22 protein-coding genes are annotated in these 25,861 nt (G+C 44.5%); 14 read left to right on the forward strand and 8 right to left on the reverse strand.

Annotated elements, in window-relative coordinates; genetic code table 11:
• The first annotated feature begins 44 nt into the window (after positions 1–44).
• From acpP to L3V36_RS18920, 9 genes are all read left to right on the forward strand, one after another.
• Positions 45–278, forward strand: a complete 234-nt coding sequence (gene acpP / locus L3V36_RS18880) for an acyl carrier protein (protein ID WP_012603569.1) — start codon at positions 45–47, stop codon at positions 276–278.
• 93 nt (positions 279–371) lie between these two features.
• Positions 372–1,616: a beta-ketoacyl-ACP synthase II gene (gene fabF, locus L3V36_RS18885; RefSeq protein WP_004736554.1), complete on the forward strand. Its 1,245-nt coding sequence runs from the start codon at positions 372–374 to the stop codon at positions 1,614–1,616.
• A gap of 104 nt (positions 1,617–1,720) precedes the next feature.
• Positions 1,721–2,599 (forward strand): aminodeoxychorismate lyase, encoded by an 879-nt coding sequence (gene pabC, locus L3V36_RS18890; RefSeq protein ID WP_102442256.1) that lies wholly within the window; start codon positions 1,721–1,723, stop codon positions 2,597–2,599.
• On the forward strand, positions 2,596–3,612 hold the full coding sequence (gene mltG / locus L3V36_RS18895; protein ID WP_017078128.1) for an endolytic transglycosylase MltG: 1,017 nt from the start codon (positions 2,596–2,598) through the stop codon (positions 3,610–3,612). Before pabC ends, mltG begins: the two co-directional genes overlap by 4 nt.
• Positions 3,613–3,622: 10 nt before the next feature.
• A complete protein-coding gene (tmk, locus tag L3V36_RS18900) occupies positions 3,623–4,255 on the forward strand; it encodes a dTMP kinase (RefSeq protein ID WP_065605493.1) in 633 nt (210 codons plus the stop codon).
• Between the two features lie 6 nt (positions 4,256–4,261).
• Complete coding sequence (locus tag L3V36_RS18905) at positions 4,262–5,227, forward strand: DNA polymerase III subunit delta' (protein WP_208775271.1); 966 nt, start codon at positions 4,262–4,264, stop codon at positions 5,225–5,227.
• Positions 5,218–5,985: a YchF/TatD family DNA exonuclease gene (locus L3V36_RS18910; protein ID WP_017093784.1), complete on the forward strand. Its 768-nt coding sequence runs from the start codon at positions 5,218–5,220 to the stop codon at positions 5,983–5,985. Before L3V36_RS18905 ends, L3V36_RS18910 begins: the two co-directional genes overlap by 10 nt.
• A gap of 444 nt (positions 5,986–6,429) precedes the next feature.
• Positions 6,430–7,860, forward strand: a complete 1,431-nt coding sequence (gene ptsG / locus L3V36_RS18915) for a PTS glucose transporter subunit IIBC (RefSeq protein ID WP_004736562.1) — start codon at positions 6,430–6,432, stop codon at positions 7,858–7,860.
• A 230-nt stretch (positions 7,861–8,090) separates the two neighbouring features.
• Positions 8,091–8,495 (forward strand): hypothetical protein, encoded by a 405-nt coding sequence (locus tag L3V36_RS18920; RefSeq protein ID WP_004736563.1) that lies wholly within the window; start codon positions 8,091–8,093, stop codon positions 8,493–8,495.
• 111 nt (positions 8,496–8,606) lie between these two features.
• On the opposite strand, the gene L3V36_RS18925 is transcribed toward L3V36_RS18920, so the two are convergent.
• Positions 8,607–9,200 (reverse strand): hypothetical protein, encoded by a 594-nt coding sequence (locus L3V36_RS18925; RefSeq protein ID WP_026012218.1) that lies wholly within the window; start codon positions 9,198–9,200, stop codon positions 8,607–8,609.
• A 145-nt stretch (positions 9,201–9,345) separates the two neighbouring features.
• Here L3V36_RS18925 and L3V36_RS18930 point away from each other — a divergent pair, with 145 nt between their 5' ends.
• Together L3V36_RS18930 and L3V36_RS18935 are read left to right on the forward strand one after the other, a co-directional pair.
• Positions 9,346–9,435 (forward strand): YnhF family membrane protein, encoded by a 90-nt coding sequence (locus tag L3V36_RS18930; protein WP_099165371.1) that lies wholly within the window; start codon positions 9,346–9,348, stop codon positions 9,433–9,435.
• Positions 9,436–9,476: 41 nt separating this feature from the next.
• On the forward strand, positions 9,477–10,691 hold the full coding sequence (locus tag L3V36_RS18935; RefSeq protein WP_017088593.1) for a DUF6363 domain-containing protein: 1,215 nt from the start codon (positions 9,477–9,479) through the stop codon (positions 10,689–10,691).
• Between the two features lie 180 nt (positions 10,692–10,871).
• Here L3V36_RS18935 and pyk read toward each other — a convergent pair whose 3' ends face one another.
• Entirely contained in the window at positions 10,872–12,320 is a 1,449-nt protein-coding gene (gene pyk, locus L3V36_RS18940; RefSeq protein ID WP_004736568.1) for a pyruvate kinase, read from the reverse strand.
• Between the two features lie 319 nt (positions 12,321–12,639).
• On the opposite strand from pyk, the gene L3V36_RS18945 reads away from it, so the two are divergent.
• Entirely contained in the window at positions 12,640–13,857 is a 1,218-nt protein-coding gene (locus L3V36_RS18945; RefSeq protein ID WP_017084008.1) for an ROK family protein, read from the forward strand.
• Positions 13,858–14,025: 168 nt separating this feature from the next.
• Positions 14,026–14,967, forward strand: a complete 942-nt coding sequence (locus tag L3V36_RS18950) for a chemotaxis protein CheV (protein WP_004736572.1) — start codon at positions 14,026–14,028, stop codon at positions 14,965–14,967.
• Positions 14,968–15,315: 348 nt separating this feature from the next.
• Here the strand turns inward: L3V36_RS18950 and L3V36_RS18955 are convergent, their stop codons facing one another.
• The 4 genes from L3V36_RS18955 to L3V36_RS18970 form a co-directional block, all read right to left on the reverse strand.
• Complete coding sequence (locus tag L3V36_RS18955; protein ID WP_208775273.1) at positions 15,316–18,408, reverse strand: error-prone DNA polymerase; 3,093 nt, start codon at positions 18,406–18,408, stop codon at positions 15,316–15,318.
• 91 nt (positions 18,409–18,499) lie between these two features.
• Positions 18,500–19,984, reverse strand: coding sequence for a DNA polymerase Y family protein (locus L3V36_RS18960; RefSeq protein ID WP_208775275.1), 1,485 nt, complete (start codon positions 19,982–19,984; stop codon positions 18,500–18,502).
• Between the two features lie 3 nt (positions 19,985–19,987).
• Entirely contained in the window at positions 19,988–20,695 is a 708-nt protein-coding gene (gene imuA / locus L3V36_RS18965; RefSeq protein ID WP_208775280.1) for a translesion DNA synthesis-associated protein ImuA, read from the reverse strand.
• A 155-nt stretch (positions 20,696–20,850) separates the two neighbouring features.
• Complete coding sequence (locus tag L3V36_RS18970) at positions 20,851–21,591, reverse strand: YciK family oxidoreductase (RefSeq protein WP_004736577.1); 741 nt, start codon at positions 21,589–21,591, stop codon at positions 20,851–20,853.
• 137 nt (positions 21,592–21,728) lie between these two features.
• Between L3V36_RS18970 and sohB the strand changes: the two genes are divergently transcribed.
• The gene (sohB, locus tag L3V36_RS18975; RefSeq protein WP_012603584.1) at positions 21,729–22,796 is read left to right on the forward strand and encodes a protease SohB; all 1,068 of its coding nucleotides are present in this window, start codon (positions 21,729–21,731) and stop codon (positions 22,794–22,796) included.
• A 204-nt stretch (positions 22,797–23,000) separates the two neighbouring features.
• Here the strand turns inward: sohB and L3V36_RS18980 are convergent, their stop codons facing one another.
• The gene (locus L3V36_RS18980; protein ID WP_208775282.1) at positions 23,001–24,563 is read right to left on the reverse strand and encodes a SpoVR family protein; all 1,563 of its coding nucleotides are present in this window, start codon (positions 24,561–24,563) and stop codon (positions 23,001–23,003) included.
• 11 nt (positions 24,564–24,574) lie between these two features.
• Positions 24,575–25,846, reverse strand: a complete 1,272-nt coding sequence (locus L3V36_RS18985) for a YeaH/YhbH family protein (protein WP_102512516.1) — start codon at positions 25,844–25,846, stop codon at positions 24,575–24,577.
• Positions 25,847–25,861: the final 15 nt, after the last annotated feature.

Consider the following 25,861-nt stretch of genomic DNA (forward strand, 5'->3'; position numbering starts at 1 on the left):
CGGAAAACATCGCATAAAGCGAACTCTGTAAAGGAAAAGAAAAAATGAGCAACCTCGAAGAACGCGTAAAGAAAATCATTGTTGAACAGCTAGGTGTAGACGAAGCTGAAGTTAAAAACGAAGCTTCTTTCGTTGATGACCTAGGTGCAGATTCTCTAGACACAGTTGAGCTAGTAATGGCTCTAGAAGAAGAATTCGACACTGAAATCCCAGATGACGAAGCTGAGAAAATTACTACTGTTCAAGCTGCTATCGATTACGTAACTAGCGCTCAGTAATAATCTCTCCCAGGCGGTCACCTTGACCGCCTGTGTTTTATCTAACTCATCTATCCTCATCTTAAATCACCTCAATCCCCGGAGTGTAATATCGTGTCCAAGCGTCGTGTAGTTGTCACTGGCATGGGTATGTTGTCGCCGGTAGGCAACACTGTAGAATCTTCTTGGAAAGCCCTGCTAGCTGGTCAAAGTGGTATCGTTAATATCGATCATTTTGATGCAACCAATTTCTCAACTCGTTTTGCAGGTCTAGTTAAAGACTTTAACTGCGAAGAGTATATGACTAAAAAAGATGCTCGTAAGATGGACTTGTTCATCCAGTACGGCGTCGCAGCAGGTATTCAAGCTTTAGATGATTCAGCCCTAACTATTACTGAAGAAAACGCTCCTCGTGTAGGCGTTGCTATCGGTTCTGGTATTGGTGGTCTTGGTTTGATCGAAGCCGGTCACAAGGCTCTAACTGAAAAAGGCCCTCGTAAAATCAGCCCGTTCTTCGTACCGTCGACGATCGTGAATATGATTGCGGGTCACATGTCTATCATGCGTGGCCTACGCGGTCCAAACATCGCGATCTCTACAGCATGTACGACTGGCCTACATAACATTGGCCACGCGGCTCGTATGATTGCATACGGCGATGCTGACGCAATGCTAGCGGGTGGTGCTGAAAAAGCATCTACACCACTAGGTATGGGCGGTTTTGGTGCGGCTAAAGCACTGTCTACTCGTAACGATGAGCCTCAAAAAGCTTCTCGTCCATGGGACAAAGGCCGTGACGGCTTCGTTCTTGGTGACGGTGCAGGCATGATGGTTCTTGAAGAGTATGAACATGCTAAAGCTCGTGGCGCTAAGATTTACTGTGAGCTAGTTGGCTTCGGTATGTCGGGTGACGCTTACCACATGACATCTCCAAGTGAAGATGGCTCTGGTGGTGCACTAGCAATGGAAGCGGCTATGCGTGATGCTGGCATTACTGGTGAACAAATCGGTTATGTTAATGCACACGGTACTTCGACTCCTGCAGGTGACGTAGCGGAAGTTAAGGGCATCAAGCGTGCTCTTGGCGAAGCAGGCAGCAAGCAAGTCTTGGTTTCTTCTACGAAATCAATGACAGGCCACCTTCTAGGTGCTGCAGGTTCTGCTGAAGCGATTATCACAGCGATGTCTCTAATTGATCAAATTGTTCCACCAACAATCAATTTAGATGATCCTGAAGAAGGCTTAGATATTGACTTAGTACCCCACACTGCGCGTAAAGTTAGCGGTATGGAATATGCTGCATGTAACTCATTCGGTTTCGGTGGTACAAACGGCTGTTTGATCTTCAAAAAGATTTAATCATCTTATTAAAGATGTAAACATTCGTAGATAGTCATAATTAGACTTGTTTTTAAACGGCTTGATGCTTTAGCATTGAGCCGTTTCTTTTTATGGGGAAAAACATGTTTTGGGTTGATGGAGAAAGCCAGCAAACTGTCGATATCTTGGATCGTTCGTTTCAGTACGGGGATGGTTGTTTTACCACCATGCTTGTCCAAGAGGGTCAGGTTCAGCATTTTTATGATCATCAATGTCGTGTCGACGAATGCCTTAAAGCGTTACGTATTCCAACACTTGATTGGGATGTAGTTAGCCTTTGGATCGATAATGCACTTCAACATATCCAAGATAACGATCTTCATGGAACAAAGAGCCTTTATGGTTCAAAGATCCTCCATGATACAAACAAGCCTCATAATCAAAAAGCTGGGATAAAGCTACACGTTAGCCGTGGGGCCGGCGGTCGTGGCTACAGTGCCAAGAATATCGCCAAGCCAACGATAACCATCAGTACATTTGATTTCCCTAGTCATTATTCAGCGTGGCAAGATTCTGGTGTAGAACTCGGTATCTGCCAACAAGCACTAGGTTTGAGCCCATTGCTCGCAGGCCATAAGCACAATAATCGTCTTGAGCAGATCTTGATGAAAGATGAAATGGATCAGGCCGATGAAGCTGATGGTGTAGTTCTTGATATCTCGGGCAATGTGATTGAAACCACCATGGCTAATCTGTTTTGGCGCAAAGGTCAGATGATATATACACCTCAACTCACGCAAAGTGGTGTGGCGGGGGTTATGCGTAAGCAAGTGTTAACCGCGCTGAATCAAGCTGAACTTTCCGTTACAATTAGTGACTACTGCTTATCTCAACTCATGCAAGCTGATGAGATTTTCATGACCAACTCCATCTTAGGGGTTGCCCCCGTTACCCGTATTAGTGATACCCAATTCAACATTGGAACCGTTACTCGTAGCCTTCAAGGACAACTAAACTCGTGATCAAAAAGTTATTTATTTTTATTACCTTGTGCTTAATCGCAGCCGCTGCTGCTGGTTTTTATGTTTACAACCAAGCGCAAGATAACCTGAAACAAGTTATTCAATTAGAAAAACCGCAGGTGGTTACCGTTGCTTCAGGTAGCAGCTTTAACCGTGTTCTAGCACAGTTGATTAACGAGGGGCTTTTTGAGGCTTCTCCTTACGAGAAATTAATTCGTAAGTTACATCCTGAACTTGTAGACGTAAAAGCGGGTACATTTCTGCTTGAACCCGGTTTAACCCTAGAGCAGGCGCTACAAGTGCTTGTCGAAGGGAAAGAGCACCAATTTACCATTACCTTCGTAGAAGGCAGTCGTTTTGACGAGTGGCTTGTTCAGTTAAAAGACAACGAATTCATTCAGCAGACGTTGAATGATGTCTCTGAAAAAGAGATCGCACAAAAGCTTGGTATTGAAAATGAAAAGCTAGAAGGCCTTTTCTTAGCGGAAACATACCACTACACCTATGGCACAACGGATTTAGATTTGTTGAAACGTGCCCACCGAGATCTGATGAACGTGGTCAATGATGAGTGGGAAAATAGAGCCGATAAACTGCCTCTTAAATCGCCTTATGAAGCGCTAATTCTTGCGTCTATCATCGAGAAAGAGACTGCAGTAGCGTCAGAGCGTGAACGTGTGTCTTCTGTGTTCGTTAATCGCTTGAACAAGCGTATGCGTCTGCAAACTGACCCAACGGTTATCTACGGCATGGGCGACAGTTACAAAGGCAATATACGTAAGAAAGACTTACGTACTCCAACGCCATACAACACTTATACAATGAGTGGTTTACCACCGACGCCTATTGCAATGGCGGGCAAAGCGTCTATCAATGCTGCGCTGAATCCAGAGAAGAGCAACTACCTGTATTTCGTTGCGAGTGGAACAGGCGGTCACGTATTTTCAAAGAGTTTGACTGAGCATAACCGTGCAGTACGAGCTTACTTAAAGCAATTAAGAAAAAACAAATAAAGAAATAATTATGAATCAGTCGAAATTTATCGTAGTTGAAGGCCTTGAAGGTGCTGGCAAAAGTACAGCAATTAATGCCATCGTTGAGACATTAAAAGCATCGGGTGTTGAAGATATCGTCAATACTCGTGAGCCGGGTGGCACTGTCTTAGCTGAAAAGATGCGTTCATTGGTTAAAGAAGAACACGAAGGTGAGAAGCTTCAAGATATGACGGAACTATTGCTGATGTACGCGGCACGTGTTCAATTAGTCGAGAACGTCATCAAGCCCGCATTAGACAGCGGTAAATGGGTGTTGGGTGATCGCCATGATATGTCATCTCAAGCTTATCAAGGTGGTGGTCGTCAGATAGCACGCACTACGATGGAATCACTGAAAGCAACCACGCTAGGCGGCTTTAAGCCAGATCTAACGCTATATTTGGACCTAGACCCTAGAGTCGGACTAGAGCGTGCGAGAGGCCGTGGTGAGCTTGATAGAATTGAAAAGATGGATATCTCATTTTTTGACCGAACGCGTGAGCGCTACCTAGAAATCGCAGGGCAAGACGATTCTGTACTCGTGATTAATGCACAGCAAGAAATTGAGCAAGTAGCCGCTGATATTAAAGTCGCGCTAAGTGCTTGGCTCAATAAACAGTAGGTAGTCATGGCTGAAGTGTATTCTTGGCTCACACCTGTATGGAGTGAGTGGAAAAAAAGTCTCGATGCAGAGCGTTTTCCTAACTCTGTGATTGTTAATGCACCGGAAGGGCTCGGCGTTGATGCGCTGATTAGCCAACTTACCGATGCATTGATGTGTACTAATTACGAAAGCGAGTCGTGTGGATTTTGCCACAGTTGTGAATTGATGAAATCGGGGAGTCATCCGGATTTCCATGTGATTGAACCTGAGAAAGAAGGTAAATCGATTACCGTTGACCAAGTACGTGCGAGTAACCGCTGGGCTCAACAATCGTCCCAGTTAGGTGGTTTGCGCGTTATCTTGCTTAACCCTGCCGAGGCGATGAACGAATCGGCGTCGAACGCATTGCTGAAAACTCTAGAAGAGCCATCAAGTAAGTGCATCTTCATTCTTTCTACTCGTAACAGTAATCGCTTAATGCCGACTATTATTAGCCGCTGTCAGCAATTCAATGTGGTTAGCCCACAGTTGGATACTGGATCGACTTGGCTAGATGGGGAAGTAGGTAAAGCGGTTCCGCAGTATATTCTAGCGCTCAATGACAACGCGCCTTTGAAAGCGAAAGCCATGTTTGAGCAAGGCGGTGTTGAAGCCTCAACAAAAGTGCTCGATGGCTTTGTCAATGTAATCAAAGGCACTCAACCTGACATGCTGAAGTTTTCCACAGAGCTTAGTAAAGACCCTTTGGTTCAACTAGGCTGGCTATGGCACTTACTGTCTGACGTGCAAAAGCTGCATTTTGGTTTGGCGAATCAGGCGATGACTCCGAGTGCGAAAGCTTTGGTTGAGGTAATGTCTTATCAAAGTGCTTACGCAGCATCGAATAAACTGTTGATATTGATTGAGCAGTTAAAGCAACACCCCGGGCTCAATACGGAGCTACTCATAATGAACTGGCTGATCGCCACTTGCGAGGAAATATGTTCGTAGATTCCCACTGTCATTTAGACAAACTGGATTACCAAGATTTACACACCAGTGTAGAAGACGTGGTTAATAAGGCGAAGGCAGCAAACGTAGACCAACTGCTTTCTGTCGGTGTGACATTAGACTCGTTTGAAAATATGCTTGAGATGATCTCGCCGTTCGATAACGTTAAAGCTTCTTGTGGCGTTCACCCTCTCGATGTAGAGAGCGATTTCTGTCTAGAAAGAATGCGTGAGTATGCGAGCAATCCAAAGGTTGTGGCGATAGGTGAGACAGGCTTAGATTATCACTACCAGCCAGAGACGGCAGAACTACAACAGCTTAGGTTTAAGCAGCACGTTGAGTTGGCTGTTGAGCTTAATAAACCTTTGATCATCCACACGCGTAACGCGCGTGAAGATACGTTAGCTATTTTACGCGATGGTGGAGCAGAGAAGTGCGGCGGTGTGATTCATTGCTTTACTGAAGATCAAGCGTTCGCCGAAGCGGCAATGGAGTTAGGTTTTTATATCTCGATCTCAGGTATTGTGACCTTTAAACAAGCCACAGAACTTAAAGATGTTGTGAAAAACCTACCGCTAGATAGGTTGCTGATCGAGACGGATTCGCCATACTTGGCTCCAATTCCATATCGAGGTAAACAGAATCAGCCTGCATATGTAGTCGAAGTAGCGGCTTATATCGCGCAGTTGAAAGGGCTGTCAATGAAAGAGGTTGCTGAACAAACAACCAAAAATTACCGAAAACTTTTTTTGCGATAAAAAACTAACTAAACAAATAAAAGGGAGCGAAAGCTCCCTTTTTGTGTTTTTGATCACCAAAAGTACGTTTTTTTTTAATGTTTACTAATTATGTTGAACTTGAGAGCACTATTTACATCATTTGTAATTTTGTTACTAAAAATAACATTAGCTCCTATTTTATTTACCCAGTAAAATAATACGCCTACCAAAAAATATAGATATATTTCAATGATTTAATTACTTGTAAAGCATTGCATTTCTAGATTTGACATGTGATCCAAGACGTGTTTTGAAACTAAATTTCGTAAGTGACTAGAAAGTTAGTTCCGCATCAATATATATTTAGCGGCAGAAAATATAATGCAATACATGGTTACATTTTCACTGGGTGCTAACATATAGGCTACGGGGGTGTGCCGTTAGAACCCATATAATTATTTTATCTTTATCAGGAGCATAAACATGTTTAAGAACCTTTTTGCTAACCTGCAGAAAGTTGGTAAGTCTCTGATGCTACCAGTATCAGTTTTACCAGTTGCGGGTATTTTGCTAGGTGTCGGTGCAGCAGACCTTCCTTTCATTCCAGAAATTGTTTCAAACTTAATGGAACAAGCGGGTGGTTCAGTATTCGGTCAAATGGCACTACTGTTCGCAGTAGGTGTAGCACTTGGCTTTACTAATAACGACGGTGTAGCTGGTCTAGCTGCTATCGTTGGTTACGGCATCATGACTGCTACACTTGGCGTAATGGCTGGTGTAATGGGCGTTGATAAAATCGATACTGGTGTACTAGGTGGTATCCTAGTCGGTGGTGTTGCTGCTTGGGCATTCAACCGTTTCTTCCGTATTCAACTACCAGAGTACCTAGGCTTCTTCGCTGGTAAGCGTGCCGTGCCAATCATCACAGGTTTCTCTGCGATTGGTCTAGCAATCCTACTATCTGTAGTATGGCCACCAGTTGGCGGCGCTATCTCTGCGTTCTCTGATTGGGCTGCTCACCAAAACCCACAAGTGGCGTTTGGTATCTACGGTATCGTTGAGCGTTCTCTAATTCCATTTGGTCTTCACCACGTTTGGAACGTACCTTTCTTCTTTGAAGCTGGTACTTGTGTAAACGCTGCTGGCGAAACTCAAAACGGTGTTCTTACTTGTTACCTAGTTGCTGATGACGCATCTCGTGCAGCGGGCAATGGCTTCGGTCAGCTAGCTGGTGGTTACATGTTCAAGATGTTCGGTCTACCTGCTGCTGCAATCGCAATTGCACACTCAGCTAAGCCTGAAAACCGCGCTAAAGTAATGGGCATCATGGCTTCTGCTGCGTTGACTTCATTCCTAACGGGTATCACTGAACCAATCGAATTCTCATTCCTATTCGTTGCTCCAGTACTGTACGCAATCCACGCTCTACTAGCTGGTTCTGCATACGTTCTTGCGAACACTCTAGGTTTTGTACACGGTACATCTTTCTCACACGGTCTAATCGACTTCCTAGTTCTATCTGGCAACGCGTCTAAGATGGGCCTAATGGTTGTATGTGGTATTGGTTACGCTGCAATTTACTACATTGTATTCCGCACTGTGATTAAAGCACTTGACCTTAAAACTCCAGGTCGCGAAGACGAGTCAGAAGACGACATCGTTGCAACTGGTACTGAGCTTGCTGGTGAGTTAGTTGCTGCATTCGGTGGCAAAGCGAACATCACTGGTCTTGACGCTTGTATTACTCGTCTACGTGTTGCAGTAGCTGATACAGAAGCTGTTGACCAAGACAAACTGAAGAAACTAGGTGCTGCAGGTGTTGTTGTAGTTGCTGGTGGCGTACAAGCTATCTTCGGTACTAAGTCTGACAACCTTAAGACAGACATGGATGAGTGGATTCGTAACAACGGTTAATTCACTGATTCAATAAATTGAAAGGAGGCCGAAAGGCCTCCTTTTTTGTTTTCTGCTCTATGAAAGACCTTTCTGCGTTTCATCTTTTCTAAATCAGTGAATTACCACTTAACTCGATGTGTTGTTACTCGTTCTTGATCGTTTAATGGCTGCGATCTTTAACCAAGTGATGACATCTTTAGCTATGATTCAAGTAACCTACCGTTTTTTCAAAACAGTCTGAGAATATTATGAAACATCGTTACTTGATCGGCCTTATGTGCTGCAGCGGAGCCTCGTTTGCTCACGCTTCTGAAGCCCCAGATTTGGAAGTTGGACTCGCCATCGACCAAGACCTGAGTGTCGTTGTGGAATTTGATCAGAAATACCGTGCTACGATTGGCAATGACGGCGCTGCATTTGACTATATTTTTAAGCGTGGTCAGTTTGAAACTGAAGCTCCGTTGAGCTGGTATGTAGGCGCTGGTGCTTGGGCTGAATGGAATGACGACTTTGGTTTGCGTTTGCCGCTAGGCGTGAAAGTGAATTTCTATGAAGGTTGGAATGCTTACGCACAAGTTCACCCTGAGCTCGACATGTACAAAGGTGTTGAGTTACAAGTAGGCGGCGCACTAGGTGTGACCTACAAGTTCTAAGTTGAACTGAAAACCGTTTTTATAATGAAAAAGCCAGCATCAAGCTGGTTTTTTCATTTCCTTAGAATACTTCTAGTCTAAAGACTGATTGATCCAATATGGGGACTCAACCTAGAAGGTAAAACTCAATCCGACATTGGCTTGGAATTGGTTCATCCAGTCAGTATCAAAGCGGATGATGCAGTCTTGGCCATTGCTCGGTACGTTACAAACACCAGAGGTGTCGTTGTCGACCACAGTACCTAGCCAACGTACTTGTGTATTTAACGCTAAGCGGTCACTGAATTTGTACTCTAAGCCACCAAAGATAGAAGTTGAGAACCCATATTTATCTTTCGCCCAATCTACATCAACGTAAGAAGCACCAAGACCTAACCCTAGATAGCCTGACAACGCAGAGGAAGCAGGGTAGTAGATACTACTTTGAAAGTGCAGGTATTGAATTGAGGAGCTTAGATTGAGCGTTTCTAACTCAGAGCTCTGATTGGAATAGAAAAAGCCGATACGACCTTTCTCAAGCGGAGTTTCAATGGCGAAGGTGAAGTTTTCTGAACCTTCCATATCATAAGTATTACCATCCTGGTCTTCGACGCTACCACCACCTGTATAACCAATCATCGGAGTGATAATAATTTCCGGTGCTGCATACAAGTTTGAAGCGGAAATGAGCGCAACAAGCGCAATCATATTTGCTTTGTTATTCATGAGTATATCCTTATCCATACACTTACTAATTGTGATGGTTACATCAATATTGTGCGACTAATTTCGACGATTCTTGAAGATACTTCACACACCTGATAATACTTAAATAGAGACTCGACAAATTAATAATAAGCCAGAGGTGTTTATGGACCATAATCTGAAAAATGCGCTACAAATAACAGTAGTAATCTACACCATCATTCTTTCGTTTGGCTTTATTGCGATTGGTAGCTAATACCATCTATTGCGAGGCTGAGTTTTTATACTCAGGGAATAATGAATAGTGGGATTATAACCAATATTGATTCGGCAATAGACTTAGATTACTACGCTAAGTTTATTGCTGGAAAAACAGCACTGGTTGCCCAAGGCGGCGGACAGCGAAGTATTTTTACGGCTGGTGTGCTGGACGCATTTCTTCTTTCTAATTTTGACCCTTTCGACGAATTCTTTGGCACCTCAGCGGGTGCGCTTAATTTGTGTGCCTATCTGTGCCGTGATAAAGGGCTAGGTCGTTCTTTCGTTCTCGATTTAACGACGGCTCCAGAATTCTTCAATCTTTTCTCTTATATACGAAAGCGACAGAACTTAGGTTTAGAGTGGGCCTTAGAACAGATCATGGCTTACCCATACAAACTTGATCTTGATTTGGGACGACAAACCTTAGGTGATCGCCATTTCTCTGCGGCAGTAACGGATTCTAAAGATTTACGAGACCATTATTTTCCTCTGATGGGAGAAGACTGGTACAAAGTGATGATTGCGACCTGTGCCATCCCTCGTCTGTACAATGATGAAATCTTCATTGGTGACAGTGCTTATGTTGACGGTGGCGTGTCTGCGTCTATTCCTGTGCAAGAAGCATGGCGTAGGCAAGCTCGATCGATAGTCGTGATACGTACTGAGCCTGTATTGGAAGAGGGAGCCGAGCTATCCAAGGAGATTCAAGGTAAACATGCCTTAATGAAAGCACCTAAGCCTATATCGGCTGAGGAGTTGGAATGGTTCCGTGAGTCGTTTGATAGTGTGCAAGATCATTGGCAACAAAAAGTAGAACAATGGAAAACCGATTGGACGTCATTCTTTCAGCAGCAAATTCTCCGTTCAAAGGAGCAAAAGCGCGATAGAGGGCACCTTGATCTGCTCAATGGTGGACGATGGCTATTTGGTGCTGATGATATTTATCGTTTAAGTCATTTGATTGGCGATAAGTTTGATTCTGGCTTAGCTGACATGTTGATGGTTCATTATCAGACCTACTCATTAACTCAGAACTTTTTGAACTCTCCACCGGACGATGCGTTTGTTGTTCAAATTGCACCCAGCAAACCGCTTAAGTCGAGCTCTTTGATGAGTGACAAGGAAGATTTGCTGTACGATTACGACTTAGGTTTAGAGGCGGGTTACCGATTTGTAGAAACCTATACTTCAACGGAAAACGCTCGCAGCTCACATATGCCACAGTTGGCGACTTGCGCTGCTGATAAATAATATTCGAAATTGCTAAGTAATATTCGAAATTGATAAGTAATACTCGAATTTGAAAGTTAGTACGTAATGAGCTAACAAGGTTCTGAAGTGAAAAAGGGTTACTGAACTTAGTTCAATAACCCTTTTTTGATCTTGGCTGGGTCGCTGATCAACGAACTGACCTAATCAAACACTAACTGATTAAGTGACAGGCAAGATTCTCATGCAGTTGGTTGAGCCCGCCACGTCCATAATGTCGCCTTGAGTGACGATCACGAGATCGCCAAACTTAAGATGCTCTTTCTCTTTTAGGCAAGTGAGCGTAGATAGGGCAATGTCAAAGCTATCCTCGGCTTCTGTCTCGAAGTAGATAGGTGTCACACCTCGGTACAAGGTGCAGCGATTAAGTGTTCCTTCGTTACGAGACAGCGCGTAGATAGGCATATCAGCACTTAGACGAGACATCATCAGTGCAGTACGGCCTGACTCGGTGAGAGTGACTACGCCCTTAATGCCTTCCATATGGTTTGCAGAGTAGATGGTTGCCATTGAGACAGTTTCTTCGGCGGTGACAAAAGTACGGTCAATACGGTAATTGGATTGGTTATTAATGCCCGCCATTTTCTCTGCGCCAATACAGACTTCTGCCATCGATTTTACGGTTTCAACCGGGTAATCACCGGCAGCGGTTTCACCTGAAAGCATGACCGCATCTGTTCCATCAAGTACCGCATTGGCAACGTCCATCACTTCGGCACGGGTTGGCATTGGTGCTGAGATCATTGATTCCATCATCTGAGTTGCGGTGATGACGGTTCTGTTAAGCGCTCTAGCACGGCGTATAAGCTGTTTTTGTACTCCGACCAATTCAGGGTCGCCAATCTCTACTCCGAGGTCCCCACGAGCCACCATGACCACATCTGAGGCCATTATGATGTCATCCATGTTCTCAACAGTAGCTACCGTCTCTGCTCGCTCTACTTTTGCTACAAGGTGAGCTTCTAAGCCCGCTTCTCGTGCAAGCTGACGAGCGTAGTGCATGTCTGCGCCGTTGCGTGGGAAAGACACTGCGAGGTAATCCACTTTGATTTGGGCTGCGGTGACGATGTCGCGCTTATCTTTTTCTGTTAGCGCTTCTGCGGAAAGGCCACCGCCTTTTTTATTGATGCCTTTGTTATTTGACAGTGGACCGCCAATGATGACTTCTGTATGAACGCGACAGCCTTCCACTTCGGTCACTTTCAGCTGAACACGACCATCGTCGAGTAACAGGATGTCGTTAGCTGAAACGTCGTTAGGTAATTCTTTATAATCAAGACCGACCGCTTGTTGGTTGCCTGCACCTAAACCTAGGCTACTGTCGAGAGTGAATTTGTCACCCACAGCAAGTTGGATTTTACCATCTTTGAATGTCGATACTCGAATCTTGGGGCCTTGTAAGTCACCGAGAATAGCGATTTGAGTACCAAGTCTTTTTGCAATTGCTCTGACGTTTTCTGCGCGTTGTATATGGTCGTCGCTGGTGCCGTGAGAGAAATTCATACGGACGACATTGGCACCGGCTTTGATGATCTCTTCAAGCACGTTACCTTTATCAGTAGAAGGGCCTAGCGTTGTGACGATTTTCGTTTTTCTTAATTCGGCTGTCATGAATACTCCTAGAGTGAGGCCAAGTAATCTTTCAAAAGACTGAATTAAGTATATGCATTAATTGATTATTTATTGGGAGCTAGGGAGATATTTCATTATTTGTCTCTAATTATTGAATTCAGGGCTCAATAACGATGTTTTATTCTGAAAATTAAGTCTCAATTTATCGATTTTGGTGTTAATTTTCCTCGAACTATTTGACTCGATACACAAAGATTCATGTATATACGTGATACTGGTCACGGCGATATACCAAGTGACTTCACAATTACTTCGCAAAGTAAAAAAATTAACTCGTTGATGATTTCTGGAGCGTAAAATGTACATGGCTCAACCGGGCCATATTGATCATATCAAACAGGTCAATGCTGGTCGTGTATATAAACTAATTGACCTTAAAGGTCCTATTTCTCGTATCGATCTGTCCAAGCAAAGTGAGTTGGCTCCGGCGAGTATTACTAAAATTACCCGTGAACTCATTGAAGCTCACCTTATTCACGAAACGACGGTTCAAGAAGCCACTACTCGTGGGCGTCCTGCTGTCGGTCTGCAAACCAATAACGAAGGTTGGCAGTTTCTGTCGATGCGTCTTGGTCGCGGATACTTGACGATCGCGCTTCATGAATTGGGCGGCGACGTGCTTATCGATACCAAGATTGATATTCATGAACGTGACCAAGATGATGTGCTTGCGCGTCTTCTACATGAAATTGATGAATTTTTCCAAACCTATGCTGAGCAACTCGATAGGGTAACAAGCATTGCGGTTACGCTACCGGGTCTTGTGAATTCTGAGCAAGGTATTGTGTTGCAGATGCCGCACTACAACGTTAAAAATTTAGCGTTGGGTCCTGAGATTTACAAAGAAACCGGTCTGCCTGTTTTTATTGCCAATGATACCCGAGCTTGGGCATTAGCAGAGAAGCTGTTTGGTCACTCACAAGACAACGATAATTCAGTTCTTATCTCGATTCACCATGGTGTCGGTGCTGGGATCATCCTTGACGGCCGAGTGTTGCAAGGTCGCCACGGTAATATCGGTGAACTTGGGCATATTCAGATCGATAAGCAGGGCAAACTTTGTCATTGTGGTAACCGAGGCTGCTTAGAAACAGTCGCGAGTTCTCAGGCGATCCGTGATCAAGTGAAAGAGCGACTGGCTAATGGTGAAGCATCGTCATTAACTGTGTTTGAAGATGTCACTATTGAACAGATCTGTGCTGCCGCTGCTGATGGCGATCCATTGGCTGTTGAAGTTATTGAACAGCTAGGTCGTTACTTAGGTGCCGCGATAGCGATTGTGATTAACCTTTTCAACCCTGAGAAAATCTTGGTGGGTGGTGTTATCAATCAGGCTAAAAGCGTGTTGTACCCTGCGATTCAAAAGTGTATCGAAGAGCAGAGTTTATCGGTTTACCATCAAGATTTAGAGCTGGTGGAATCTCGATTCTATAAACAAGCAACCATGCCTGGTGCTGCGCTTGTTAAACAAGCCTTATATGATGGCCAACTGTTAATGAAAGTTGTTGAAGGTTAACTCCTTATACTCGTCCTTTAGCCTCACCCGAAACCTTTCCATGTACTTAAGCTTTGTATAACATCATTTGTTGTACTTAGTTTAAGCATTCTGTGCATTGGCGCTTTGCTTTAACCTATTGAAATAGGTTATTGTAGCCACAGTTATTATTTGTCACTAAGGTGTTGTATGTCTGGCGTTTTAAATTCGGTTGATCAGAGAACCAAACTGGTCGGTGAAAACCGTCTGGAGCTCTTGTTATTCAGCTTAAACAGTCGTCAACTTTTTGCGATTAACGTATTTAAAGTGAAAGAAGTCCTAAAAGTGCCAGTACTCACTCGCTTGCCGGGCTCTCACCACCATATTACGGGTGTTGCGTCTCTACGTGGTGAATCGGTGCCTGTTATCGATTTGCGCAGCGCGATTGGCTTCCCACCGTCACGAGATGAGACTCAAGAAAATAACTTGATCATCACGGAATACAATCGAACTGTACAAGGTTTCTTAGTTGGACAAGTGCGTAATATCGTGAATACGACGTGGACTGAAATTCAGCCGCCTCCAAAGACAACGGGTCGTGCCAATTACCTGACGGCTATCACGCATATTCAAGAAGAAGAGCAGCACAAGATCGTTGAGATTATTGATGTTGAAAAGGTACTCGCTGAAATCATCGATTATGATGTTTCGATTTCTGACGGTGTATTAGATGAGCAACTTGCCAATGAAATGGTTGGACGTAATGTACTTATCGTTGATGACTCTTCAACCGCGCGTAACCAGATCAAAGGTACCTTATCGCAATTGGGTTTGAACATTATTGAATGTTGTGATGGTTTAGAAGCACTGACCTTACTTAAGGGCTGGTGTGATGAAGGCAAAGACATCAATCAAGAAATATTGTTGATGATCACCGATGCAGAAATGCCTGAAATGGACGGCTATAAACTGACGCATGAAGTGCGTACGGATCCAAGAATGCATGACCTATTCATCACGCTAAATACCTCATTAAGTGGAAGTTTTAATGAAGCTATGGTTGAGAAAGTAGGGTGTAATCGCTTTATTTCTAAGTTCCAACCGGACCTTCTGGTTGAAGTGACTCAAGAACGAATGCGTCAGATTTTATAATTAAGACTGCTGTACGGTTATTTTGAGTGACCTTATGGAAAACGTTTGCTAATATTCACGCAGCATATTTTTCTTAACGAAATATGCTCAACTACTAGCGTAACTTTTCACACACAATCTAAGGTAGTTCCTCTTAATGATATGGTTGACTTCTAAAGTCGTAATGACTTTGAGCTTATTACTGTATAGGGAATTTAAGAAAAGACGTACGGAAGCTGAAGTTGAGTCATAACTCAACAAATTGAATTGAAGGGAAGCTGATGCTTCCCTTTTTCGTTTCTTTCTTTTTTCGTTTCTCCGTCTATCTTTTCTTAGTCAATAGACGATCGAAAAACAGTTGATACATCGCTAATGAAAATCCCGAGACTTGGTGTTCAAGCCAACAATCTCCTCGGTAATATCGATGAGCTTCCCCGCGATAACATGCACGACTTCTCCTTCTTTTTCTAATATCCCTTGTACCTTTAAAGCCTTGGCTGTGAGATAAGCTTGTTGTTGGGCGCGCGCGGTGGCTCCCCAGACCACAACATTAATATTGCCTGTGTTATCTTCCAATGTGACAAAGGTGACCCCACCTGCGGTGCCGGGTGATTGCTTACCCGTGACTAATCCGACAACGGTGACCATGGATTTGTGTCTCTGTTGTATTAAGTCCTTCATGTGTGTGAATCGACCTAATCGATTGGCTTCTTCGAGTAAAGTGATTGGGTGTTTGTTTAATGAAATCCCGACACTGGTGAAATCTTCGAGTAGATCTTGCATCTCACTGGGTTGATGCAATGAGAGCTCGCCATTATCATCTTCTGTATAATCATCGACTTGGTTAAACAAAGGTAGATCAGAGGCTGAGTCCATCATTGCCCAACGCGTCTGAAAACGATCTCCTGAGACATTATTCAGCGCATTTGCGGAGGCCAGTAGCTCGATATCTTTTTTATTCATCGATAACTGTTTCACTTGGCTAGGGTGTCGATAACCGGATGGTGGACGATTGGCGAGCACGCTTTGAATTCCATGTTCGCTGAATCCTTTGATTTGTCGCAGCCCTAAGCGAATCGCTAAACCATTCTGATGTTCAACGATTATATGGTTGTCTTGTGAGGCGTTCACACATACCGGAAGAACCACCACATTGTGTCGCTGTGCGTCTTGTACCAACTGTGATGGGCTATAAAAGCCCATGGGTTGGCTATTCAGTAAAGAAGCGTAGAAACACTCTGGGTAATAGCATTTCAACCAAGCTGAGCAATACGCTAACACCGCAAACGAAGCGGAATGGCTTTCAGGAAAACCGTACTCGCCAAAGCCGCATATCTGTTTAAAGATCTGTTCGGCAAATTCTGTCTCATAGCCACGCTTTTGCATGCCCTCGATAAGCTTGTTTTTAAACTTAAAGACGTTGCCATTTTTTTTCCAAGCGGCCATCGCGCGTCTGAGTTGATCTGCTTCTCCGCCTGTGAAGCCTGCGGCCACCATCGCGAGTTTAATCACTTGCTCTTGGAATATCGGTACACCCAAGGTGCGCGACAGTACCGATTCCACATCTTTAGATGGATAGCTGATTGGCTCAATGCCATCTCGACGCTTGAGAAACGGATGTACCATATCACCCTGAATAGGACCTGGGCGTACGATAGCGATTTGAATCACCAAGTCGTAATAAGTCCTCGGTTTAAGCCTTGGCAGCATACTCATTTGCGCTCGTGACTCAATTTGGAATATCCCGACCGTGTCTGCTCGCTGAATCATACTGTAAACCTGAGGATCGTCCTTGAGACGTGTGATCTCTGCGATCGTTAGCGAGCGACCATGAATGCGTTTGATTTGGTCAAAACATTTACGAATCGCAGAGAGCATACCCAGTGCAAGCACATCGACTTTAAGCAGTCCCAAGGTTTCTAGATCATCCTTATCCCATTGAATTATGGTTCGTTCGTGCATCGCGGCATTCTCGACAGGAACCAATTCATACAAAGGCCCTGAAGATATGACAAAGCCACCGACGTGTTGAGATAAGTGGCGTGGAAAGCCGATGATCTCATTCACCAAGTGGATAAACTGTTGTCCCTTCAAAGAATCAGGTTGTAGCCCCAATTGAGTGAGCTGAGCCTGCCAACCTAGGCTTTTGTCCCTGCGATTGGTGTTCTTAATGAAGTAGTCGAGCTGAGTTTCTTGTAGCCCTAATGCTTTACCGACATCTCTTACCGCACTTTTAAAGCGATAAGAAATGACCGTTGCAGCAAGCGCGGCTCTTTCTCTACCGTATTTTTGGTAGATGTATTGGATGACTTCTTCACGGCGTTCGTGTTCAAAATCGACATCAATATCAGGCGGCTCATCGCGCTCTTTACTGATGAAACGCTCAAACAGCACCGAGATCTGCCTTGGGTCGACTGAGGTGATTTCTAAGCAATAACAGACCACGGAATTGGCCGCTGAACCTCGACCTTGGTAAAGAATGCCTTGGCTTTTAGCAAACATCACGATGTCGTGGATAGTGAGGAAGAAGAAAGGGTAGTTGAGCTCACCAATCAGCCCGAGCTCTTTATCTATGATTTGTTGAATGTCGCGAGGCACACCTTGTGGGAAGCGAGCTTGTTTCCCTCTTTCGACCAACATGCGCAGATAACTCATGGGCGTCTCACCTTGAGGAATCAGCTCGCTTGGATATTCGTAGCGCAAACTGTTTAACTCAAATTCGCACAGTTCTGAGATTCGGTTGCTCTCTTCTAGCCACTCCGCTTTGAAAATACGTGAGAGCTTATTGATGCTTCGTAAACAGCGCTCGGCATTGGCCAGTAAGTGACTACCCACTTCAGTAATGGGTTTTTGGTGCTTGATCGCAGTGAGTGAGTGCTGCAAGGGTAAGCGGTTAGCATTGTGCATCAGCACGCCACCACAAGCTGTTATCGGCAGTTGATGATGTTGTGACAGCTCAACGCAGTAATCTGTGTACTGCTGGTCGGTTTGTTTTAGGTGTCGTTGTAAGCCGATCCACAGCCGACCTGAATGATGTTGGGATAGCCATTGCCCCCAGTGCGCGTCTTCATTTTTCTGTTGAGGAAGCCAAAGAATAAAGCAGTGCTTAGCCGACATGATATCCCACTCAGAGAGCTGATAATGTCCCTTGGTGCTACGACGTCTAGCATTGGTAATAATACGACACAGCTCTGCATAGGCCGTTCTATTCGGACATAACAACACTACTTGGCACTCTTCATTTAACCAAAACATACTCCCGACAATTTGCTTGAGCGACAGTTTATGTTGCTTGATCGCAGAGTGAACTTTAACGATGCCCGCCACCGAGCACTCGTCGGTAACAGCGAGTGCTTTGTAGCGTAAGAAGTCGGCCTGTAAAACAAGCTCTTCCGCATGCGAAGCTCCCTCTAGAAAGGAGTAATTACTTTGGCAGAAGAGCTCTGAGTATTGCTGAGACATAACGTAATCTCACTTAACCATTGCGGATGAACATGATTGAAAAGGGACGTTGAAATCGTCAGTAAGTCGTACTGACTTACTTTCTTACAGGCTAGCTAAATAATCCGTGTAAAAACCATTGCTTATCGGGCGTTCTGAATACCCATAGCCACCGCCCGTTTTCGCTGTGAGCAATAAAGTAGTCACGAATGATTTTCTCGCCATCCCACCAGCCAGAAACAATGCGCTCAGGGCCTTGGGATAAGGTGACATTTTCGGTTAGGGCTTCGGGCTCTGGCAGTAAAATACTGGGCCTGAGTCGCTGTTGGTTGATGTTGAAAGCAGTCGTTTGTTGCTCGAACTCTGGGGGGGTTTGCTTCTTTGCCACAGACTTACTCAGTGTTGGAAGCGAGTATTGATTGGCTTTTTCTGGTCTTGGGTCATGCTGTATTTTGGGAGTCTGAATACAAGCTTGTCCTAACTTGGCTTGCAGTAATGAGAGCAAATCTAACGCGGCAAGTGTTCCTGTATTGCCATCAAAAAGATCACGGTAGGCCATTTGCGGTTCTCCATGACGAATTACGGAAAGGGTCAGCCCCTGAATCGGTGCCGTGGTCTTTAGTGACTCTAAGGTGAGATGAGTCAGGTTCGCCCATTTTTCAGCAAGGTAATCACCTTGAGCTGAATAAAAAGAGACAGGGTGGTCGTCTTTATCTCTCAGATGCAAAGTCAGCGTTAACTCGAAAGCAACTCGGTCGCGTAGCTTCAAAAAACACTCGAGTTGATTTAATAATTTCAGTAACGGCTTTTCGATAAACAGGATGTTTTCAATATCAAACAATAGTTCGAGATATTGCTGAAAATTCTCCGGTGGATGGTAGAAATCAATCGGGTGCTTGAACTGGCCGTTAAGGCGACCGACATAATTCACCAAATCGATATCAAAGCGACGTGCGACATCTTGCAAAGGCAGTTTCAATAGGTCATCCACTAAGTTAATGCCGACACGGTTCAGACGTTCCACTTGCTTAGTTGGCAGCTCGCTGGAACTTAATGCTTGTTGATTGACCCATGCTTTCATTTGCTCAACATTATTAGTGACTTGGTTGATGGATTGCTTGCCCAAAAGGATCGCAGAAAGTGGTGAGTAACCCGTCGCGAAGCTGAACTGGATATTGAGCGTTTCTAAGTGGATTTTGAGCTCATGCCAGTAGTTATCTAACCCATCGTAAAGTGACAGCATATTAGAAGCTTTAATCAACAAACCATTCGGTGGTAGTAAAGCCATGTCAGAAGTGACCAAGTACGCCCATTGAGCGATCTCTTTAAGCTTGCTTTTTTCTAGCTCAATACTGTAAGGGTGGACGTGTAAGTTATGGCAAAGCGCTGCCGCAGACCCTAGGCCCATACCAAGTGAAATTCCTGATTGCAGCGCAGCTTGGTTAGCTTGCAGCACACGGTGATCTTTTTCATCCACGATGATAATGGGTTGTTCGCGTGAGTCTTCATTAGAGTGAACTTTCTCGGAGTTAGATAGCTCAGAATTAAACAAGGTATCCAACTGCAGAGATGGAAAGTGCAGATAAAGCCACAACATACGCTAACCTTGCTTCGCAATAGGAAAAGCCAGCACAGTGTTACCTGACAAAGCACGGTCTGAATTGCCTTGATAAACGACTTTCTCTGTGAGTAATGGCCAGTTGTGTGTCATGTCTAGAACAAAGCTGCCATACGACCAACTGCCTTTTCTTTTTGTTACCTCTACCTTCAACCCTTGGGCGTGAGAAGATAGTTTCATGCTTAAGGAAACGGGCAGGGATAGTTGATTATGGCTGGTGGCTTTAAAATGAAACTGCAGGCACTTACCGGTTTCACTGGCTGCTTGCAGGCGCTTGGTTTGGTGTATTTCTAGATCGGCTCCCCATAGCAATACCGAGTGACAGGCGCCGCTTTTAAGGCACTGCTCTGCTGCCCACAATGCATCGAGATCGCGCTGAGGTTGGATAACGAGGATGTTCTCTAGTTCAATACCTTGGCTGCCAAAAAACTCGGCACAGATCTTCCCCAGTGGGTTAATGAAGATGGCCAATTTTTGTGAGTTTTGTTGAGCTAAATAAGGTATAAGCAGGCGAAGTTCACCGATCCCTTGTTGCGATTCAACCTCAATAACACCATGCGTCGGAAAGCCACCATCAAGCTGTTTATCCAGTTGAGGATAGCCTGTTGAAGTGGTACTTCCTTGCGCTGTTGATTGTAACCCTGTCCAGATTAGCTGGCGGTCTTGTAAGTTTTTTATTAGTTCATGCATAATTAAATACCTGTATATTTATACAGTATATTTAACAATTGAAAAGATGCAAAGAGAAATGATGAAAATTAGCGGAAGTAAGTGTTAGTTGATTGATTTAGATACAAAAAAAGCCGCTATGGAAGCGGCTTCTTACTGTTGGTTAATGATATCAGTTACTTAGGTTGAGCATCGATACATTGGCCATTAATGTCTGTCACACTTGGGTTCATTAAGTGTAGATAAAGCGGGATGATGTCGAGTGGCGTTTTCAGCTTGTTCGCATCTTCACCTGGGTACGCTTTTGCACGCATGCGTGTTTGAGTGCCGCCAGGATTGATCGCGTTTACACGGATGTTGGTGTCTTCAAGTTCGTCCGCTAGGATTTGCATCATGCCTTCGGTAGCAAACTTAGAAATCGCATAAGTGCCCCAGAATGCACGGCCAGAGTGACCAACTGTAGAAGAGGTGAATACGATACGACCGGCTTCAGCTTTTTTAATGACAGGCAGTAATGCTTGAGTCATTAGAAATTCAGCTTTAACGTTGATTTGCATAACGCCATCAAACGTCTCTTCATCGATTTGATCAAATGGACTTAACGTGCCAAGCACACCTGCGTTATGCAGTAGGCCGTCTAAACGACCGAACTGTGATTCAATGGTTTCAGCCATATCAATGTAGTTCTGCTTTGTTGCTCCTTTGAGGTCTAGCGGAATGATCGCAGCCTGAGGGTAACCAGCACTTTCGATTTCATCGTAAATGAATTCAAGGTTTTTAACATTGCGGCCTAACAGAATGACAGTTGCACCATGTTGAGCGAAGCTTAGTGCGGCTTGGCGACCAATGCCAGCACCGGCACCTGTAACCAAAATTACTTTATCTTTGAGGGCATCTGTAGAGATTGGGTAATCCACTGTGCTTATCCTTCTTTCTTTTATTATGTTCGTCATTCCATTGGTGTTTAATCACACAGATAAACGCAGGAATGATGAGAAATTCTTGGTAATCGTGACAAGATGGTTACAATACACTAATTCATACATTAGGGGATATGACATTGGAATTTTTGTTGGACTACGGCTTGTTTTTAGCCAAGATTGCGACCGTTGTAATCGCCATCATTGCAATTTTAGTGATTGCTAAATCGGTGGGTGGAAAATCAAGCGCGATTAAAGGTGAGCTGGAAATCACGAACCTATCTGAGCACCATAAACAGACGATTGAACAATTAGAGCACCATCTACACGATGATGCTTTCATCAAAGCCCGTGATAAAGCAGAAAAGAAAGCGGAAAAAGAAAAAGTAAAATCACGTGGCAAAGAAGTGAAAAAAGCAGCGAAAGAGGGTGAGCTTGATAGCAAGCGTGAACCACACCTATTCGTTCTCGATTTTAATGGCAGCATTGATGCGAAAGAAGTGGCTTCTCTACGTGAAGAGGTAACGGCGGTGTTGGCTGTGGCTCGTGAAGGTGATGAAGTCTTGCTTAAGCTTGAGTCTGGCGGTGGCATGGTTCACGGCTATGGTTTGGCGTCTTCTCAACTCGACCGTATCAAAGCAGCAGGCCTGCCTCTGACTATCTCTGTAGACAAAGTAGCCGCGAGTGGTGGTTACATGATGGCATGTATCGCAGACAAAATTGTATCTGCACCTTTTGCTATTGTTGGCTCTATTGGTGTTATTGCTCAACTGCCAAACTTCAATAAACTGCTTAAAAAGCATGATATTGAGTTCGAACAGCTAACGGCGGGTGAGTACAAACGCACACTTACTATGTTTGGTGAGAACAGCGATAAAGCACGCGAGAAGTTTAAAGAAGAGCTCGAAGAGACACATGGCCTATTCAAAGACTTCATCCGTGACCATCGTCCAGCACTCGATCTTGAAAAAGTAGCAACGGGTGAACACTGGTTTGGTACACAAGCACATGAGCTTGGGCTGGTGGATGAGATCAGCACTTCTGATGATTTAGTCGTAGCGGCATGTAAGGACAAAACGGTTCTAGCGATTCACTACGTACAGAAGAAAAAGCTGTCAGACAAACTAGCGGGCGTGGCAGGTAAATCTGCAGACAGCGTGCTGATGAAGCTGATTGAACGCGGCCAAAAGCCGATTGTTTAAGCTTATTTAGCTTTAGCTTTAGCTCTAGTATCTAGTATCTAGGTTTAGTGCCTTGCGTCTATTGAAGACGTTTGAGCCTTAAAAAGAAAGCGCATAAGTCATCAGACTTATGCGCTTTTTTATTGCTCCACTTCCGAGCGGGTGACCACCATGTTGTAGGGGGAGCGGAGTTTTATACCAAGCACTTACTTACTGTGATTGATATTAAATCTTGGCTCCATAATCATTGCGTTTTGGACAAGTCGTCAGAATCTCTCTATGACCCGTATCTTTGAGCTCTTCCAAAATCACATCAAAGCCCCATAAGCGATAGAGATGTTTCATCACTTCGTCGTAGCTTTTATCAAGCGGGATACGGCCGTGAGGCACATACTGCAGTGTCATCGAGCGATCACCACGAACATCGACGTTAAACACCTGAATGTTCGGCTCAAGGTTACTTAGGTTGTATTGCGCCGCAAGCTTTTCACGAATCAAGCGATAGCCTGGGTCATCGTGAATAGCACTTATCTCAATGGTGTTTTTGCGGTCGTCGTCGAGCACAGAGAACAGTTTAAAGTCTCGAATGATCTTTGGTGAAAGGTATTGGCTGATAAAGCTTTCATCTTTGAAATTGTGCATCGCAAAGTGCACCGCTTCTAACCAATCACTTCCGGCTAACTCAGGGAACCACTCTTTGTCTTCATCGGTTGGTTCTTCACAGATGCGTCGGATGTCTCTAAACATCGCAAAGCCAAGCGCATAAGGGTTTATCCCGCTGAAATAAGGGCTGTTGTAGGCGGGTTGTGCGACCACGCTGGTGTGGCTGTGTAGGAATTCTAAGATGAACTTGTCACTCACCAAACCTTCGTCGTAAAGGTGGTTAAGAATGGTGTAGTGCCAGAAGGTTGCCCAGCCTTCATTCATTACTTGAGTTTGCTTTTGAGGGTAGAAGTATTGGCTCACCTTGCGAACAATGCGAACACACTCACGCTGCCAAGGTTCAAGTAGTGGGGCGTTCTTCTCGATAAAGTAGAGAATGTTTTCTTGAGGTTCGCTAGGAAAGCGGATTTTTGTCTCTTTTTCCTTGTCTTGATTTTTAGGCACAGTTCTCCACAGCTCATTGACTTGAGATTGCAGATACGCTTCACGTTCTTCTTGCCTTGCTGTCTCTTCAGCTATGGAAATCTTCTCAGGACGTTTGTATCTATCTACGCCGTAATTCATGAGGGCATGACAAGAATCGAGAAGTTGTTCGACTTCGGCGACACCGTATTTTTCTTCACAGTCGGTAATGTATTTTTTAGCGAATAATAGGTAGTCGATAATGGAACTGGCATCGGTCCAGGTTTGGAACAGGTAGTTGCCCTTAAAGAAAGAGTTATGGCCGTAACAAGCGTGAGCCATTACGAGCGCCTGCATCGTGACCGTGTTCTCTTCCATCAGGTATGCGATACAAGGATCTGAATTGATCACGATTTCGTACGCTAATCCCATCTGACCATGCTTGTAGTTTTGCTCGGTTTGAATGAATTTTTTGCCAAATGACCAGTGATTGTAATTGATCGGCATACCGATGCTCGAGTAAGCATCCATCATCTGCTCAGAAGTAATCACTTCAATTTGGTTCTGGTAAGTATCTAAACGGTAATGCTGCGCCACACGCTTGATTTCTACGTGATATTGTTCCAAGAGGTTGAATGTCCAATCTGGACCATCAGGCAGCATCTTGTCGTTTCTCTTCTGTGTCGCTTTGTCTCTATCTGCAATGTTTGATTTCGCTGTCATGGCAAGCCCCCTTACGCTGTCTCTTTCTGGAACAGTTCTCTAAACACAGGAAAAATATCATCCACCGTTTTAATGTTCTTCATGGCGAAGTTATCGAAGCTCGCTTCTAGCTTCTCGTACTCGTGCCAGAGTGTTTGGTGTGAACGTCGCGTAATCTCGATGTAAGAGTAATATTGGCAAGTCGGCAATAGCGTATTGACCAGCAGTTCTTTACAGCGAGGCGAGTCATCAGCCCAGTTATCTCCATCAGAAGCTTGTGCTGCGTAGATGTTCCACTCATTTGCAGGATAGCGGTCTGCGACAATTTCCTTCATCAGTTTCAGTGCACTGGATACGATGGTGCCACCGGTTTCTTGTGAATAGAAAAACTCGTGTTCGTCGACTTCTTTAGCCTGAGTATGGTGACGAATAAACACAACATCGACGTTTTCGTAGGTGCGATTTAGGAACAGATACAGAAGGACATAAAAGCGCTTCGCAATGTCTTTCGTGGCTTGATCCATTGAGCCAGATACATCCATTAGGCAGAACATAACGGCTTGGCTAGATGGAATTGGGCGCTTCTCGTAGTTTTTAAAACGCAGGTCGAAGGTGTCAATAAATGGCACGCTTTCAATTTTTTTACGTAACTCGGCAATCTCTTCTTTTAAACGACTTTCTTCAAAGGGTTGTGCGGGTTCCGTCATTTTAACTTGGTCAAGCTGCTCCATCAGTAGGTTAAGCTCGCGCTTTTTACCTGCTGTCATCGCGGTTCGACGAGCCAGAGATTGCTGCAGTGAACGAACGATAGCGATGTTAGATGGAATCCCGGCGCTTTGGTAACCAGAGCGATGTGTCTTCCATTCGGTGATTTTGTTGACCTGATTCTTCTCTAGATTAGGAAGAGCTAAATCTTCAAAGAGAATATCAAGATATTCATCTTTTGAAATTTGGAATGTAAATTCATCTTGGCCTTCGCCATCAGGGCTTGCGTCACCCTGGCCTGCGCCACCACCTTGACCGCCACCTTTAGGACGTTCAATTTTATCGCCCGTGATGAACTGGTCATTACCTGGGTGAACGCGTTCTCTTACGCCGCCTTGACCTTGGTGAAAGCTTGGCTCTTTGATGTCTTTATGGGGAATAGTGACGTCTTCACCGGTTTCAGTATTGGTGATTGAGCGTCGGTTGACTGCATCGGCCACAGATTCTTTGATTTGCTCTTTATGGCGTCGTAAGAAACGCTGTCTATTCACAGCACTCTTATTCTTGCCATTGAGCCTCCGATCGATAAATTGTGCCATAAGAACTCCCTCTCA

Source organism: Vibrio sp. G-C-1 (genome assembly GCF_021728015.1).
Taxonomy (GTDB): domain Bacteria; phylum Pseudomonadota; class Gammaproteobacteria; order Enterobacterales; family Vibrionaceae; genus Vibrio; species Vibrio splendidus.